Origin of the sequence: Spiroplasma endosymbiont of Clivina fossor (genome assembly GCF_964031115.1) — a bacterium.
Classification (GTDB): Bacteria; Bacillota_I; Bacilli_A; order Mycoplasmatales; family Nriv7; genus Nriv7.
The window spans coordinates 1,459,889-1,477,545 of the sequence record NZ_OZ035006.1; the positions used below are offsets into that span (position 1 = coordinate 1,459,889).

A 17,657-nucleotide genomic window follows, 5' to 3' on the forward strand; every position below is an offset into this window, starting at 1 on the left:
ATCCACCTTATCTTAATTATCTTATTGCATTATTTCATAAATAATATTATTAATTAGCGGTAAAGATTGTTCAATTGTAAATAATTCTTTTGCCATTGCTGTAAACTCACTGACATTATTAATATTAGTATATAAAGTTAATACCGTTTCATTAGCATTAACCTTTTCTTGGGTTTTTTTATTAATAAAAATTCCGGCCATATAATCAATTGATGAAGAATTTGTTTCTCTTCCTGCTCCTAAATGCATTGCTAAATTACCTAAACCATAACAGTTATGAAAATTAACAAATCCTGAAACTGATGCCTTAATTTCAATAACAAATTTAACAGCATCTTTTCAAACAAAATTAGTAACAAAATCAATATCACCAGATTGCTGTTTAATAAATTGTTTAAAAATATTCAATGGCGCTAATGATTTTAGTTGCTCAATACATTTTTGTTTTGCTTCATCAAAATTACTACAAATTTCTGCTTGTAATAAACTAATTGCACTTAGAGAAATTACAAGTTCTAATAATGCTGAATCTTGATTTTTACCTTGTAAAAATTCATATGCTTCATAAACTTCACAAATGTTACCAATCATTCTTCCTAATGGTTGATTCATATCACTAATAATAACAGCAGTTTTAACCTTTAATTCTTGAGCAATTTGTAACATTAGTCTTGCTAATTTTTTAGCATCATTAATATTACTCATAAAAGCACCATTGCCACACTTAACATCTAAAACAAGACCATCACTACCCATAGCAATTTTCTTAGCCATAATACTGGCTGCTATTAAAGGAATAGAATCAACAGTTCCCGTAGTATCTCTTAAAGCATAAACTTTCTTATCAGTCGGAGTAATATCTTGCGTTTGACTAATAATACTCATTCCACACTCATTAATTACTTTTAAAAAATCATTTCATTGCAAATTAACATTAAAATTAGGAATCGCTTCTAACTTATCAATCGTTCCGCCAGTTTGTTCTAATCCTCTTCCAGAAATTTTTGCTACCTTAACGCCAAAACTTGCTAACAAAGGAGCATAAAGTAAACTTATTTTATCACCAACACCACCTGTAGAATGTTTATCAGCTTTAAAACCACTAATTGATGATAAATCTAACGAATCACCAGAATTAATTAATGATTTTGTTAAATCAAATGTTTCTTGGTTATTTAAACCATTAAATCAAACAGTCATTAAAAAAGCACTCATTTGATACTCAGGAATATCACCCTTAGTAAAACCACTAATAATAAAATCAATTTCTTTTGTTGTTAATTGTTGATTTTGTTTTTTCTTATTAATTAAATCTAACATTCACATTATTTTTTTTCATCCTTATTTTTTAAATTAAAATTATTAATGACTTTTTGAATATTACTTTGCATATTTCTTGCTAAATTATCAGTAGTAATATTAATAAAATTAGCAGGGTCTAATGGTTTTTGAATCACAAGATAAATTTTTTTCTTTCCTTGAGATTTTTTATTAAAAACTTCATATGAATTAATAATAGCAACTGGAATAATTGGAACATATGCTTGATACGCGATTCTAAATGCTGCTGGCTTAAATTCTTGTACTGTTGAACTATTACTTCTCGTTCCTTCTGGAAAAATAACCATTGTTCGTGGGACGCGAATTAATATTTTCGCATCACTAAAAACTTCTAATGCTTGCCTTGGATTATTACGATCTAAAAATAACACATCAATTAATTGCACAAAGCGTTTAAATATTTTATGTTCTTGTAATTCTTGCTTAGCAATGAATGCCAAGGGAGCAAATTTACTAAAATCATTAATTAAAAGTAATAATAAAGCATCAAAATTTGATTGATGATTGGCGATCATCACACATCCCTTATTATTAACTCAATTTTCTAATCCTAGGGGATAAACTTTAACATTATATAACCATGCAAAATATCATGCTCGCTTTTGCAATCATTTATAACGATATTCTTCTGATACTGCATTAGGATCACGAAGCACTTTCTTTGTCATTTTTTTTGCTTTTCTTAAAGTTTGTAGCAAATATGGCAATGTAATTATTACTCTTCATTTATTCATTAGTAATTTTCCTTTCATAAATTAATCCAACAAATTTATCATATTGTTTCTTACTAATTTCTTTCAATTGATGGAAATCAATTTTTGGAAAATAAGTATCGCCTTCATATGAATCATTAATAAGGGAAACAAATAATTTGCTAGCATAGGGAATTGCGATTTGATAAATCAAAGCCCCCCCACAAACATATAAGTCATCATCACTATGCTCATATTGTTTTAAAATCCCTTCTAAATCATTACTCACAGTTACATCAGGATGATTAAATTCATAATTAGGATTTCAACTAACAACAATAGTTTTTCTTTGTGATAAAGGTTTAACTTTTAAACTAGCAAAAGTTTTTCTTCCCATTAAAATTGTTTTTCCGATGGTAATTTCTTTAAAATATTGTAATTCTTGACTTAAATATCACGGCAATTTATTATCTTTACCAATAACACCATTCTTATCCATTGCTCATACCAAAATTACCATAATTAAACTGCCACTTGTCCTTTTATCGCCGGATGCGATTCATAATCTAATAATGAAAAATCTTCATATTTAAAATCAAAAATTGAAGTTACTGAACGATTAATTATTAATTTGCCTAATTTTTTTGGAGTTCTTGTTAATTGTTCATTTATTTGTTCTAAATGATTAGTATAAATATGCGCATCACCAATCGTATGCACAAAATCACCCACTTCATATCCACAAACAGATGCTAGCATATAAGTTAATAAAGCATAACTAGCAATATTAAAAGGAACACCTAAAAAAACATCAGCACTTCTTTGATATAACTGACAAGATAATTTATTGTCAGCACTAACATAAAATTGAAATAATGTATGACAAGGCGGTAATGCCATTTTTTCAATTTCCTCAGGATTTCAACTAGATAAAATATGTCTTCGTGAATGCGGATTATTTTTTAATTGCTTTTCTAAATTTTTTAATTGATCAATACCATTAAAATTTCGCCATTGTTTACCATAAACTGGACCTAAGTCACCATATTTTTTAGCAAATTGCTCATCATTTTTAATTTTAGAAATAAAATCTTGTAATTGCTCACCTTTAAAATCAGGTGAATTTTGATATTTTTTATATGGTCACTCATTTCAAATATTAACATTATTTTGAACTAATGTTCTAATATTAGTATCACCTTTAATAAATCATAATAATTCATAAATAACAGCTTTTAAATAAACTTTTTTTGTTGTTAATAGTGGAAACCCTTTTTCTAAATCAAACCGCATTTGATAACCAAAAAAACTAATTGTATCAATAAGGGTACGATTAGACTTATTTTGACCTTTTTCTAATATCTGACGACATAAACTTAAATACTGCTCCATTGTTTCACCTCACGATAATTTCTATTCTGTTTTTAATTTTAACATAAAATCTAATAACAAACTATTACGCTTAATAAAAAGTAAAAAGCTAAGGTAAGGACCCGTAAAGTTTTGTTAGGTGGAAAAATATTTGATTAATTTTGAAAGAAAAGTAACTACAATTTAATTATCGTTTTATTTGAAAAATAAGTAATAAAACAAAATATTTAAATATTAACAAACATAATCTTAATAAAAAGGTTATAAAAACTAAGTAAAATGCTTATAAAAACAACATTAAAATAATTTTTTACAACAAAAATCATACATAAGAAATATATACTTAATTTGAATATTGAAATAAAAAAAAAAAATTTAGGTCCTGTCCAAAATTCTGTGTCTCAATAATTCATTCTGAATTATACTTAAACGAAGGAGAACAGAAAATGACAAAAAAATAAAAAAACCTGATGCAATTGATAAAGTTGTTGATTATTTTTTAGAAAATATTGATAATCCACAAGATTTATTTAAAGGCAATACTATTTTTCAGGAATTTATCAAAAAAATTAACTGAACGAATGTTAAATACGGAAATTAAAGATCATCTTGAAACTGATGAGAATCATAATAAAAGAAATGGCAACACACAAAAAACCATTATTACTAAAAATGGTTCAATCGCAATTGATGTACCAAGAGATCGAAATAGTACTTTTGAACCAGTAATTATTCCGAAAAGACAAAGAAGATTTGATAACTTTGATCAAAAAGTAATTTCTTTATATGCAAGAGGAATGACAATTTCTGATATCAAAGCACAATTGCAAGAATTCTATCACGGAGCAGAAATTTCAGAAAGTTTAATTAGTCAAATAACTGATGATGTTATTGAAGAAGTTAAAATGTGACAAACTAAACCTTTAGAGAAGATTTATCCGATTGTTTATTTTGATTGTATTGTTGTTAAAGTAAAGCAAGATAAACGAATAATACATAAAGCAGTTTATCTTGCCTTAGGAATTAATTTAGATGGTTTAAAAGATATTTTAGGAATGTGAATTAGCGAGAATGAGGGAGCCAAATTTTGACTTAATAATATCTCTCTTACGGAAATGAAAAATCGTGGCTTACAAGATATTCTTGTTGCTTGTAGCGATAATTTAACTGGAATGTCTGATGCAATAGAAGCTGTGTTCCCAAAAACACAGCACCAATTATGCATCGTTCATCAAATTCGTAATAGTTTAAAATTTGTCCCTTACAAAGATCGCAAACTTGTAGCTAATGATTTAAAATCAATTTATACAGCAATTAATGAAGAAATAGCGCTAGTTGCTTTAGATCATTTTTCAGAAAAATGAAATAAAAAGTATCCACAAATTACTAAATCATGAAAAAATAACTGAAATAATTAATAATTTTTCTTGAATATCCTCAAGAATTTAGAAGGATTATTTACACAACTAATGCGATTGAATCTGTTAATAGTCAACTAAGAAAAGTCATTAAGAATAAAAAGATTTTTCCTAATGACGCATCAGTTTTTAAAATATTTTATTTAGCATTTCAAAATATGGTTAAGAAATGAACGATGCCAATTCAAAATTGGGGTAGTGCAATTTCACATTTAATGATAAAATTTGAGGACAGAGTGAATTTAAGTTAATTACTTAGAGACACAGTTAATTGTACAGTCCCTTAAATTCATTGATATTTTCTAAAAAGTAATCTTTTGTAAGATTATTATTGGTTCAAACATTTAACTCTGTGCCTTGTGCTTTAATTGTTATTTTTTTTTGTTAATTACTCATTTATCATCTTCATTTTCTATTTTTGTTCCGTGTGTAGTTATTAATTGTCTAATTTCTTCTTGTTTATTCTGATTATTTTGAAATTTTTGTGTAAATAGGAAAGTAAAGTTGTTTAAATTTTTTAATTCTGGTAATTTTTCATTTAAACTGCTATTATCTTTTTTATATATTTGAACTCGTACAATTTTTGTATTTGAAATTCAAAACTCTACTTTTTCTAGATTTCTGATTTCAAAATTATAAACTTTATTACTTTCTCTTTTATTTCTAATTAGTGATTGTGTTGTTATTTCATTATTGTTAATGTTTTGGGGAATAGTAAAAATGTTATTGAAACTAATAATTAACACGGTAAATATTTTCATAAACATTTTTATCACTTCTTTTTAAAATATTTTTTTAATTTTGTCGAAAACTCTTGATAAAATAAAAAAAATCATCAACTTGATAATTTTAAAAGGCTTTTATGTAAAATTACTATTTTTACTTTAACTTTTTTATACATTAAAATATAATACCGCTGTTTGTTGGTTTGGAGTTAAACCCTTATGTTGGTATTTTCATTTTCAGAGATTTAAATAATTTTGAATATTAGTAAAACCTAAACCATGATAATGAATTAAGGCTTCTTTAAGACTAGATTGTAATTTACTGATTTTATTTAAGTTACGATAACTAGCTTCAGGATTAATTGTTGTTTTAGTTACACATAAAGTAGAATTTGTTTGTTTTGCTACTAAAAAATATAATTTTTGCATATCAGAAGTAATAATTGAATTTTCGTTAATTAATTCTTTGTTCATATTTTCAATAACTCATTGTTTTTGTAAACGTTTGGTGTTTGTGGATTTAACATAAATATTGTTATTATTATCAATTGCCATTTGAATACAGCATTTAGTATTAGTTGCGAATGGGTCAAGGTGAATTCTTCGTGGATCAGTTTTATATTTGAAATTTCCTTTATGGATTTCTTTAATAAATGTTTCATCGATTTGAATTTTACCAGATAATTTTTTAAATTTTAATTGGGTATTTTCTAATTGTTTTGATTTCATTAATTTTTGACGATTATATCAAGCAGTTTTTAATGTAGTTTTAATAAAACGAGAAATTGTTTTACTAGATTGCCCCAGCAATGAAATTTGAATCAATAAATTTCATTGTTCATAATTTAAATGACTTCAATAAATAAAATGATTACGAAAAGCGTCAAAACTTGCACGGCAATTTTTACATAAATATTTTTGTTTTCCTTCTGAATTATGTCCATTTTTAACGCAATGGTAAGATTCACATTTAGATCATTTAATACCTTGCGCTCTAAATTTTTGATCAATTTCATTTAAACGTTTTTGTTTTTTTATTAATTCTGCTTGTTGTTTGACTTTTTCATAAAATTCTAAAAATTGATCATCTGTTAAAGTATTTACTAGTTCTTGAATTATTTTTTCTATAATTATTATCCACCTCTATCATATTAAAAATATACCTAAAATTAAGTATATTCAATAAATATCAAGAGTTTTCGACAAAATTAAAAAAAACATTTAGTATTTATTTTTATGATTTGTGATATCATTTCAGGAACCCTTATGATTCTATTGCCAACAAAAATTATAAAAATATTTTCATTCATTTTAAATATCCTCTCTAATTTAAATTTATAAACAAAATAAAAAAATAACAAAATCTTATATAAACTTGTTATTTTTGCTTTTAAGTTACAATACCATAACTTAATATTAATCAATTATGCAATAAAAATTGTTAAAATTATGAATTATTTTTAACTAATTGTAAAGATGCTTCTAAATCTTGAAAAACGCGATGCGATTCATTAGCATTTACTAAAAATATTTGTTGATGTTTTTCTAAAAAGTTATCAATTAATTTTAAAACCATCACCGAATCCGTTTGCTTACTTTCTAAATCTAATCATAATTGCTCTAATTCAATTTTAAAGTTATAAGCAATATTAATACCTTTAGCAATAATAACATTAGCATTTTGATTAGCATTATTAATAATTTCAGTTTGTTTATCACGGAAATTTCTTTGCAAATCATTAATATATTTTTCTAAAGTATAAATTCGTTGTTTTAAAATATCATTTTCTTGTTTTAATTTATCAATCACCATTTGTTTCTCATTCAATAGACTTCTTGCAAAATTAATATGATAATTATAATTTTTAAATTTAAAATAAATATAAAAGTGTTATTAAAATAATTTTTAGATTATTTTTACAAATATTTTGTCATTAAAACATAATAAAAATTATTATTTACAATAAAAAAAGACTGAAATTTTAAATTATCAAATATATTTAAACTAATAGTTGTAAATTATAAATTGAAGCTATTAAATTAAATCTTAAAGCAAATCTTTTTCTACGATTTCGATATTTTTCACTAATAATTTTAAATTTTTTAAGTATAGCAAAAACATTTTCAATAACAATTCTCATTTTTGAAATTCGCTCATTATTTTGCTTTTCTTCTTTATTTAAAGGGTTTTTCTTTGATTTTCTTTTAGGAATTAAAACATTATGATTAATTTTTTGTATGCCTTGATAACCTAAATCCACTAAAACAGTTGTTTCTGGTAAAAATTTAATTTTTGAATCTTTTAAAATTTTAAAGTCATGGTTTTTACCATAAGAAAAATCAGAACTAATAATTTTTTTACTATCTTTTTCAATTATAACTTGTGTTTTTATTGTGTGTTTTTTCTTTTTTCCTGAGTAGTGCTGTTTTTGTCTTTTTTTGGGCGTTGGATTTGGCTTTCAGTTACATCAATTATAACAGTCTTATCTTTGAAATAATCTTTTAATAGTGATTTTTGACCAGTAAGTTGTTGAAAATTAGGGTGTTTTATTAAAGTGTCTTCAATTCATTTGATATTTCTATAACAACTACTTTCACTAATATCATAACTTTTTGCAATATGAAAATAAGTTCTATATTCTCTTCAATATTCTAAAGTCATTAAAATACGATTTTCTAATGATAATTTATTGGTTCTTCCGCGACGAAATCTCTTTTTTAATTCTTCTATTTTTAAAATTTCTAGCATTTTATTAAAAGTAGTATGTTTAATACCAGTTAATCTTAAAAAATTTTTATCACTTATTTGATTATTTTTTTTAAATTTCATTTAAATTCCACCTTTTTATTAAAAACAACAATTCAATTATATTTTAAATTAATTTTGCAAGAAGTCTAATATATAATCTCTGGAATAATTCATAATCATCACCTATTAAAATCATAACATAAAAAATAGACACCCATTATGTCTATTAAATATTTATTTTACATAAAAATCTCTGATCGCTAAAATAATAACTATTAAAAATTTTCATTACTAATAAAAACATAAGCACAAGCATCAATTTTTTGTGCTTTACCTTGTAAAGTATAAATAACGCCACCTAAAAACTCTAAAGTGCGTTTGCGATCAATTGATGATAAATTTGCAACATTAACAATTAAATTTTCACCAGCAACTAAACGGTCTGCTAAAACAACAACTTGAGCATAAGCTTCTAATTCATATTCTAATAATGGTTTTGTTAAATTATCATCAACTGCTAATGACTGCACAGTAGGACTTAAATCATTATCTTGAAGTCGCATTGTTGAGTGCAACTGTGACAATACTGGATTAGTTGCTGTGTCATCATTAGGAACTAATATTGCTGATTTTTTTTGTCTTCTTTTAAACATCACATTATCGCCCTCTTAAAAATGGTGGTAAATCATCATCATTACTTAATTCCTCTTGTAAACCATCACCAGATGGTTTAAAATTACCAACTCGTTGCGGTTTATAAATAACATTTCGTTCTTGTAACTGATCATTTTCATAACCAAAATTAGACAAATTTTCTGCTCCTACGGGGCGAAATCTTTTTAATCGTGCTTCTTCAATAACCTGAGGATTAGCTTTCTCAATTTGTCTTTCATCAAAACCAGTAGCAATAACCGTAACAATCATTTCATCATCAAGATGTTCGTTCACAGCAACACCAAAAATAATATTTACTTCACTACCAGCAGCTTGATGAACAATATCAACAGCATCATTAGCATCAAATAATGACATAGTATTACCACCTGTAACATTTACAATCGCATTTTGCACCCCTTTAATTGACGCTTCCAATAATGGTGAAGAAATCGCTTTATTAGCAGCCTCAATAGCTTTATTTTCACCAGTACCAATACCAATACCAAATAAAGCACTACCCTTACTTTCAATAACTGTTTTAACATCAGCAAAATCTAAATTAATTAACGCGGGAACAGCAATTAAATCAGTAATTGTTTGTACTCCTTGTCGTAAAATATTATCAGTTTCATTAAATGATTCTGTTAAAGGCACACCACCAATTACTTGCAATAACTTATCATTAGAAATAATTATTAATGAATCAACATGCTTTCTTAATTCTTCAATACCTTGAACAGCATAAGAACTTCTTAAACGACCTTCAAAAGTAAATGGTCTTGTAACAATCGCAATTGTTAAAGCACCCAAATCTTTAGCAATTCGAGCAATAATCGGTGCAGCTCCCGTACCAGTTCCACCGCCCATCCCAGCGGCAATAAAAACCATATCAGAATTTTCTAACATCTTTTTAATTTCCGGTTCAGTTTCAATTGCTGCTTGCTTACCAATTTCTGGATTAGCACCTGCTCCTAAACCTTTAGTTAATTGTTTGCCTAAAATAATCTTTTCACGAGCTTTAGAAACGCTTAATACTTGAGCATCAGTATTTGCAACAATGAAATCAACACCTTGAACTCCTGCCTCGATCATGCGATTAACAGCATTGTTTCCAGCTCCGCCAACACCAATTACTTTAATATGAGCTACTTGATCATATTGTTCTAGTTGAGTATCATTATTCATTTCTCTTCATCTCCTCTTTATGAATTAAACCGGCAAATATTACTAATACTTATGAACATAATCTAACTTATGATTCTTAGGTATGTTCGGATATTGTGGTTCTCTATTTATTCTATCAATTGAAAATACTTTTTCAATAGTATTTTTGTTTAATAAATGTTGATAATAAGCATTACCAATAAGTCCTGACCAAATTTCATCATTAGCACCAATAATATTAGAATTATAAAACCGTAATGATGCTAAATTACTATTTTTATTAATATAATTAACAAAACCAGCAATCTTCATTACTTCACCTAAAAACACAATTGGCAAATTTCTCGCTTTCAAAATATGTGTCAAATGCTCCGTAATTTTAATTAAAACTGCCTCAACACGACTAATAATAATATTTTTTAATGTTTGATGACTATACTCCAAATATTTCTTTTTCTCATAATCATATTTAGAATAAATAATCTTATTATCCAAAAAATTATTATCAATATTAATAATTTTATGTAAATAGTCTTCAGCAACATCTCACGGACATTGTAAAGCATATTGTAAATCAGCAATAAGATTTTTAAACCCATAATCAATAATATTTAAATCATACAGTGTTTCTTTAGCAAAAATACTTACTTGCGTATTATCATAATTTCAATCAATAATAATTGCTCCATCTTGTAATTCTTTGCGAGAAACTGTTGCTCAAGCATGACAAAAAGGCATTAAAACTAAAGATAACAACTCTAACTTACTATAATTTATTGCTTCTAAATGTGAATTATAAACTTCTTTTTTAATTGTATAGACTAACGAATTAACCGCAACACTTGTTGCTAACTCATCAATTGGCGGGTATGGTAACTTTTTCTGCCCATTAACAATAAATTTATATGGTCGTGTCAAACAAATAACTTCATCATTAGCAAGAGAAATATTTTTACTCATTGCAATCAAATTACTAATATCTTCATTAGTAATCCGATGTTGTTTGCGATTAATTTCAATTATTGCTTGCCCTTGACGAATAGTTAAACCATTACTTACTAAATTCAAAGTCACGCGTTTAATTTGAATTGCTAATTGCAAATTAGCCTTTTTAACCATCATATTAATAAGTTTACCCACAACTTTAGGTTCTAATACCACACCATTCTCACAAAAATTACCATTTTGCATATGATTAAACAAAACATTAAACTGTGATTTATGATAACTAAAAACCATAAATTTAATGCGTTTAGTATCTATTTCAATAACTGCATAAAGCTCTTGATTAATCACTAACAATACCTTCCTTAAAATTTTCTGATTGCTCTTAATTTAGCACTACGAGCACGAGAATTTTCTTGAATTTCTTGCTCACAAGGAGAAACAGTTTTTTTAGTTAATAATTCAAAACTAGGGTCCCTTTTGATTGACATTGGTAATTTAGATAATAATGGATCAAATTTAGGAACTACCTGTTCTTTAAATAATGTTTTAACAATCCGATCTTCCAAAGAATGAAAACTAATAACCACAAGCACCCCTTTTGATTTTAATAGTTGCAAAGATTGCTTTAACGAAACTCGCAAACTATCTAATTCATCATTGACGGCAATTCTTAATGCTTGAAATGTCTTTCTGGCTGGATGTTTAGCCTTTTTTAAAATTTTCATTGGTAAGGTACTCTTAACAATATCAACAAGTTGTAATGTTGTTATAATTTTACTATTTTCACGATATTTTACAATAGCTCGTGCGATTGTTCTTGCAAACTTTTCTTCACCATAATTTCATAAAATATTAGCAATATCTTCAAAACTTCAATTATTAACAATAACTTCTGCCGATAGCGGTTGTTTTTGATCCATTCGCATATCTAAGGGACCATCTTGATGATAACTAAATCCTCGCCCTGCTTCATCTAATTGTGGTGATGATACTCCTAAATCATAAATAATACCATCAACTTGTAAAATATTTCTTAATTGTAATTCTTTCTTTAAATGACGAAAATTAGTGGCAATAATTTCATAATTATGAAATTTATTTAATATTACTTTAGCATCAATAATTGCTTGTTTATCTTGTTCTAAACAATATAATTTTCCAGTTGTTAACTTTTCTAAAATTTTCTCACTATGTCCTGCCCTTCCTAAAGTACAATCCACATAAATACCCTCAGATTTAATATTTAATAAGTCTAGGGTTTCTGACAATAAAACTGGTTTATGTTTTAACATTAATTTTTCTCCTCAATATTCATTATTAAATTTTGAGCAGATTGTTCTAAATTATTTTCAGCATTTACTAAATAATTTTCTCACGCCTTAATGTCTCAAATTTCTATTTTATTAGCAAGTCCAATAATCATAACTTCCTTCTTAATATTAGCCAATATTAATAAATTTGACGGAAGATTAATTCTTCCAACTTTATCAATATTAAGTTCTAAAGAATTAGCAAAAATTTGTCGTTGTAAGATACGACTATCCTTTATACCTTCTGAACTTAATAAAATTTGCTCTTGTCATTTAATAAACACATCATACGCTCTTAATACTAAACAACCATCAAATCCTTTAGAAATGACTACTTGCTCACCTAGTTTACTACGAAAGCGTGTCGGAACTATAATTCTGCCTTTATCATCAAGACTATGTTTAAATTGTCCTAACAGCATATTATAACCCACTTTCTCCCACTAGTAAACACATTATATTCCTAATTAACAAGTTTTTCAATAAAATTTAACACAATTTATTAAAAATTTTAAAAAAAGCACTGCTATTATAAGCAATGCTCTTTTTTTATCATTTGAAATTAAATACAAATTTTACTCAACAATTTTAACTGCTTCTTTGCCTTTGTAATAACCACATTCTTTACAAATACGATGAGGCTTAATATTTGCACCACAATTAGTACAATTAACTAATGTTGGATGTCATAATTTAAAATGTGTTCTTCTTTTCGCCTTTCTTGTTTTTGATGTACGTCGAAACGGAACTGCCATTATTTATCCTCCTTAATACTTTCTAATTTCAATTTTTTTAAGGGCATCCAACGACTATCTTGTTCTAAAGAATTATAAACTTCTTTTTCAGTAATAAATTGTCATTTCTTACCTTTCCTACATATTTTAACATTTTTTACTGTTAAATTGATAGGGGTTATTGCAAATATTTCATCTCACAAATACTTATCTAAATAAAATATTTTTTCATTAATATAGTTTAAATTACAATTAAAGTAATCAAAACCATACTCATCCTTTCAATTTCATTCATTAGTTCAACTAAAAGGTTGTAAACTTAAAGCACACAATAATGTTATTGTTACTGTCACTTGCACATCAATAATTAATGAATTAACTTGTGAGTTATAAATTATTGTCCCTTTAAGATGCGCATAATTAACTTCTTTAATATGACTATTACTAGCTCTTATCACTTCGGGATTAATCGTAATAACATTATCCAAATTAATAACTGGATTATTTTTTAAATAACTTTGTGGATATTGCACAACTCTTCCTCACTTTTTTTGCACTATCTAATTTTAAATAAGAACGATATTTTTTTCAAGTCATAATTAATATTGGGATTGATATCAAAGCTGAAATTGGTGCTACCAAACCTAAAAATAAAAAATAATAATGAGCATTTTTAGTTGTCAAAGCAACGAAATAACCAATAACAATACAAGGTATAAAAACAATTATTGAACGAAGCGCCGAAAAAAATAATGACATCTTAGGGCGACTAATTGATTGATAAAAAATAATCCCAATATATGGCACAACAACTGTTGGATAAACTAAACAACTTAACAAGAAATATCAACGATAAGTCATATCAACATTAGAAATAAATAGACTTAACATTTCATTACCAAAAATACCAATAATTAATTCGGTAATTATTAATATTAAGAATTGTACTAAAATTATCCTTTTAAGAATATCTCAAATCCTTTGATAATCTTTAGCACCATAAGAATAAGATAATAATGCCCTTCCTCCTTGACTAACACCAATTAAAGGAGAATCAGTTAACGCAATTCATGGTGCAATCCCAGCAAATAACTGCACAACTCATGGAACAGTAAAACCCGGCCGAGGTAATTCACTACTTAACATAGAAACAAAAAAATTAGATAGTGCGGATGTCACAGCAACTGAAATATTAATAAATAATGGTGTCATTCCAATAGCAATAATATTATATAAAATTGTTTTTTCAATTTTCAAATCTTCTCAATAAATTTTTAACTTTGATTTCGGATCTAAATAGATAACTAATAATGCAAAAATAATATTTCAAAATCACGAAATAACTGTCGCAATCGCTGCCCCTTTTAATCCTAATTTACCATAAACCATTAATACAATATCTAAAACAACATTAACAATTACTGAAGTAAAAATAATAATTGTTGCTCAAAAACCTTGACCTTCAGATCTTAATAAATTAATTAAAAAATTACTTAATAATACAAAAAATAAAAAGAAAATAAACCACTTCGTATAACCAACTGCCAACTGCAAAGTAATTTTATATACTGCGGGATTTGTCATTTGCAAATTTTTTGATTGCAAAGCAATTAGAGGTTCATTAGTAAATACTAAAATTGGCGTTAAAACAATAGCAACAAGCATCATTAAAGAAATTCCATTACCAATAGTTCGTGATATTAATGGATTATTTCTTTCCCCATAAGCAATACCAAACCTTGTTGATGTCCCAATAGCAATAAATAAACTAAAAGCTGTCAATAAACCAATTGTTGAAGAAGAATATTGAGTTGCAACATTAATAATATTTCGAGCTAACATTTGTAAATTATTTTGTTCAATTAAAGGATTATTTTCTAAAAATGTACTAATAACATAACTATCAGCAAATTGTAATGCTAAAAACTTATCAATCAAATTATATGTTGACATAATAATCATAATTATAACCGTTGGCAAACACATAAAAAATATTGCTTTTCAAGGATTATAATTGCGAATTACTATTTCTCTTTTTGTCAATTGTAATTCATCATCATTTTTAAAATTATCATTAATTATTGTTTTCATTTTTATACCTTTCTAGTTAATAAATAACGATTAACGCACCATAACTTTTAAATCTTTCATTGCTTTTAAAAATAAATCATATTGCTCTTTTAAATCTTCATCAGTAAGTTGTTTTCTTGCATCATTAAAAAATAACCGTAAAGTTCAAGATTTTTTATCTTGACCAAGTTTATCAACATTTTCATACTCATTAATAAGTTGCAAATCAACTAACTTATTACTAATATTTAACAATGGCTTAATAATACTATCATAGTTTGTATTTTTATTAACTAAAAGCGACAAATCAAATCAAGAAAACATATTTTTAATAATTGTCTGATATTTAATATCGCCTTTAAAAAGTTCATTAATTAATGTCATATTTAATGAAATAATAAAATTATCATCTTTAAAATCCAATTCTTGTTGAATTTTTGGATGCACTTTACCAATTATTGCAATTTGCTGATTTTTTACTACAACATTAGCTTGTAAATGCGGATGCAAATTATCGTATGTTGAAGGAACATACTGAATATCTTGATCATTAAAGTTTAATTTCCGCAATATTCCTTGCAATAATCCCTTAGTATTAATGAAATCAACAGTAATTGCTTGTGGCAAATAAGGAATATCCATTCATTTACCTTGCAATAAAATTGATAATTGTTGATGATGAAATTTTAAATCATCATAAATATCTTCATAACTATAAATTTTAATATCATTAATTTTTCGAAAATTATTATATTGTGCTATTGTTAATAACGAATTTACTAAATTAGTTCTTAAATACTGATGATTTAACGACATTGGTTGTAATACCTTAACAGGTTTTGTAACATTAAAAAAATTAAAACGATTTAAATTAATACTTGATTCTAAATTATAAGTTTTTGTTTCAAAAATATTTTGATTTAATAAATAACTAATAATTGTTTCTAAAATATATTTACTTCAATTTTTTTCTTTAGTTAATGGCATAAATAATGGCATTATATTAGGAATATTGTTATAACCATATCTGCGAGCAATTTCCTCACTAATATCAGCCTCATTCATAATATCAAGGCGATACTTAGGGACAGTAATTATTAAATCATCATTAACGCCAGATTCCGAAATTAAAAACCCTAACGGTTTTAAAAATTCAATAATATCTTTTTTTGTTAAATCATTAATGCCTAAAATACTTTTCTGGATTTTTAATGTTGTTTTTATCGTTACATTTTCTATCGCTAACGCTTTATTATTAATTATTGGTGATACTTGTTTAATAGTTACAATTGATGTTAATAACTCTAAAAACCTTTGGATAGCAATTTCTAAATTATGCCCATTTGATGGTTTGGATCACCGTAATAAATTATTACCATTAAGTAATGATAAATATCTTTTTTGTTGCTCATACATCTGCTTCTCATTTAAATGTAATGCTAAAACCACAAATTGTTTAGTCACATTAATAATTTCATATTTCTTGTTAGTCATAACACCTAACACTTCAATAATATCATCACTAGCAATGACAAAATCTTGTAAAAATATCTCTTGTTCATTAACTTTCGTTTCTGCCATCGCTTTTTGAATTGATATTTCACTATTAATTTTTGAAAAATCATACCCTACTAATGGTTGTCCAGTTTCTCAAGAAACATAATTTAATAAATCTTGAATTAAATTATTTGGACGAATATTAGCATAACAAAGTCTTGAAAATAATCACTTTGGCGTAACGGCACTACTATCAATTAACACCGTAACATTTTTCATCGCTTTAACAAGATTATTATCAATTTTAATATCTAATGATAACTTATCATTAACTAAATTTCCTAAACGAGAAAAATCATCAGTTATTAATGATTTTAAAGGCAATTTAAAGAATGCTGCTATCTCGCGCGCTAATTCATAAGCACTTAAACAATCACTACGATTATAGGTCAAATCAATAACAAAAGCAGTATCATTTTCAAAAATATAACTTAAAGGATTAGTATTACCTAGTTGATAATTAACATCCTCAGGAAATAAATAAACCCCAACAGCATCTTGATTAGCTAAAACTTCCTTAGGGATTCCTAATTCTTGTAACGAACAAATCATTCCTAATGAAGGCTTATTAGCAATCATTCTTTCTTCAATAATCATGCCATTGGCTAAATGAGCACCAATTTTAGCAAAAATAACAAAACGATTTTCTTCTACATTATTAGCACCACAAACAACAGGAATCAGTAACTCTTCATTAATATCAACCATACAATACGATAACTTATCAAAATTAGCAAGTTTAACTTTTGATAATACTTTCCCAATAACAATATTAGTATTTAAAGTATCAAAACTAAAAACTCTTTCAACTTCAAAACCACTATCATTTAATGCTTGTTCAATGTCTTCATTACTAATATTTTTTAAATCAACATATTCATTTAAAAATTTACGGGTAAAAATCATATATATACGCTCTCC

Annotated in this window: 19 protein-coding genes and 2 pseudogenes; 1 reads left to right on the top strand and 20 read right to left on the bottom strand. The window is 26.1% G+C overall.

Annotation, left to right across the window (positions count from 1 at the left end):
• Positions 1-21: 21 nt before the first annotated feature.
• From AAHM82_RS08780 to thyA, 4 genes are read right to left on the bottom strand one after another with little or no spacing between them, the layout of a single operon-like run.
• Positions 22-1,326 carry a thymidine phosphorylase gene (locus AAHM82_RS08780; protein ID WP_342263681.1) on the bottom strand — a complete coding sequence of 435 codons (1,305 nt, stop codon included), beginning with the start codon at positions 1,324-1,326 and terminating at the stop codon, positions 22-24.
• Positions 1,326-2,075, bottom strand: coding sequence for a lysophospholipid acyltransferase family protein (locus AAHM82_RS08785; protein ID WP_342263682.1), 750 nt, complete (start codon positions 2,073-2,075; stop codon positions 1,326-1,328). The genes AAHM82_RS08780 and AAHM82_RS08785 overlap by 1 nt, the downstream gene beginning before the upstream one ends.
• Positions 2,068-2,553, bottom strand: a complete 486-nt coding sequence (locus AAHM82_RS08790; protein ID WP_342263683.1) for a dihydrofolate reductase — start codon at positions 2,551-2,553, stop codon at positions 2,068-2,070. The genes AAHM82_RS08785 and AAHM82_RS08790 overlap by 8 nt, the downstream gene beginning before the upstream one ends.
• Positions 2,554-2,555: 2 nt before the next feature.
• On the bottom strand, positions 2,556-3,425 hold the full coding sequence (gene thyA, locus AAHM82_RS08795) for a thymidylate synthase (protein WP_342263684.1): 870 nt from the start codon (positions 3,423-3,425) through the stop codon (positions 2,556-2,558).
• Between the two features lie 436 nt (positions 3,426-3,861).
• On the opposite strand from thyA, the pseudogene AAHM82_RS08800 reads away from it, so the two are divergent.
• A pseudogene (locus AAHM82_RS08800) lies at positions 3,862-5,073 on the top strand (IS256 family transposase).
• A gap of 120 nt (positions 5,074-5,193) precedes the next feature.
• Here AAHM82_RS08800 and AAHM82_RS08805 read toward each other — a convergent pair.
• From AAHM82_RS08805 to pheT, 16 genes and pseudogenes are all read right to left on the bottom strand, one after another.
• Positions 5,194-5,589, bottom strand: a complete 396-nt coding sequence (locus AAHM82_RS08805) for a hypothetical protein (protein WP_342263685.1) — start codon at positions 5,587-5,589, stop codon at positions 5,194-5,196.
• 126 nt (positions 5,590-5,715) lie between these two features.
• Entirely contained in the window at positions 5,716-6,372 is a 657-nt protein-coding gene (locus tag AAHM82_RS08810; RefSeq protein ID WP_342263374.1) for a transposase, read from the bottom strand.
• Positions 6,373-6,441: 69 nt separating this feature from the next.
• Positions 6,442-6,588, bottom strand: a pseudogene (locus AAHM82_RS14305) (IS1/IS1595 family N-terminal zinc-binding domain-containing protein); the annotation flags it as partial.
• On the bottom strand, positions 6,542-6,697 hold the full coding sequence (locus tag AAHM82_RS08815; RefSeq protein ID WP_342263686.1) for a hypothetical protein: 156 nt from the start codon (positions 6,695-6,697) through the stop codon (positions 6,542-6,544). The pseudogene AAHM82_RS14305 and the gene AAHM82_RS08815, both read right to left, overlap by 47 nt.
• Positions 6,698-6,994: 297 nt before the next feature.
• Positions 6,995-7,375, bottom strand: a complete 381-nt coding sequence (locus AAHM82_RS08820) for a hypothetical protein (RefSeq protein ID WP_342263687.1) — start codon at positions 7,373-7,375, stop codon at positions 6,995-6,997.
• A gap of 172 nt (positions 7,376-7,547) precedes the next feature.
• A complete protein-coding gene (locus AAHM82_RS14310; RefSeq protein WP_342264845.1) occupies positions 7,548-7,940 on the bottom strand; it encodes a transposase family protein in 393 nt (130 codons plus the stop codon).
• Positions 7,937-8,377: a transposase family protein gene (locus tag AAHM82_RS14315; protein ID WP_342263396.1), complete on the bottom strand. Its 441-nt coding sequence runs from the start codon at positions 8,375-8,377 to the stop codon at positions 7,937-7,939. Before AAHM82_RS14315 ends, AAHM82_RS14310 begins: the two co-directional genes overlap by 4 nt.
• A 194-nt stretch (positions 8,378-8,571) precedes the next feature.
• Positions 8,572-8,949, bottom strand: coding sequence for a cell division protein SepF (locus tag AAHM82_RS08830; protein ID WP_342263688.1), 378 nt, complete (start codon positions 8,947-8,949; stop codon positions 8,572-8,574).
• Positions 8,950-8,953: 4 nt separating this feature from the next.
• A complete protein-coding gene (gene ftsZ, locus AAHM82_RS08835; protein ID WP_342263689.1) occupies positions 8,954-10,138 on the bottom strand; it encodes a cell division protein FtsZ in 1,185 nt (394 codons plus the stop codon).
• Positions 10,139-10,180: 42 nt separating this feature from the next.
• Entirely contained in the window at positions 10,181-11,413 is a 1,233-nt protein-coding gene (locus AAHM82_RS08840) for a hypothetical protein (RefSeq protein ID WP_342263690.1), read from the bottom strand.
• A 14-nt stretch (positions 11,414-11,427) separates the two neighbouring features.
• The gene (gene rsmH, locus AAHM82_RS08845) at positions 11,428-12,357 is read right to left on the bottom strand and encodes a 16S rRNA (cytosine(1402)-N(4))-methyltransferase RsmH (RefSeq protein ID WP_342263691.1); all 930 of its coding nucleotides are present in this window, start codon (positions 12,355-12,357) and stop codon (positions 11,428-11,430) included.
• Positions 12,357-12,797 (bottom strand): division/cell wall cluster transcriptional repressor MraZ, encoded by a 441-nt coding sequence (gene mraZ / locus AAHM82_RS08850; RefSeq protein WP_342263692.1) that lies wholly within the window; start codon positions 12,795-12,797, stop codon positions 12,357-12,359. The genes rsmH and mraZ overlap by 1 nt, the downstream gene beginning before the upstream one ends.
• Positions 12,798-12,950: 153 nt before the next feature.
• Entirely contained in the window at positions 12,951-13,130 is a 180-nt protein-coding gene (gene rpmF / locus AAHM82_RS08855) for a 50S ribosomal protein L32 (RefSeq protein WP_342263693.1), read from the bottom strand.
• Entirely contained in the window at positions 13,130-13,597 is a 468-nt protein-coding gene (locus AAHM82_RS08860; RefSeq protein WP_342263694.1) for a hypothetical protein, read from the bottom strand. The genes rpmF and AAHM82_RS08860 overlap by 1 nt, the downstream gene beginning before the upstream one ends.
• A 13-nt stretch (positions 13,598-13,610) precedes the next feature.
• Positions 13,611-15,200, bottom strand: a complete 1,590-nt coding sequence (locus tag AAHM82_RS08865) for an MATE family efflux transporter (protein WP_342263695.1) — start codon at positions 15,198-15,200, stop codon at positions 13,611-13,613.
• A 30-nt stretch (positions 15,201-15,230) separates the two neighbouring features.
• Positions 15,231-17,642, bottom strand: a complete 2,412-nt coding sequence (gene pheT, locus AAHM82_RS08870; protein ID WP_342263696.1) for a phenylalanine--tRNA ligase subunit beta — start codon at positions 17,640-17,642, stop codon at positions 15,231-15,233.
• Positions 17,643-17,657: the final 15 nt, after the last annotated feature.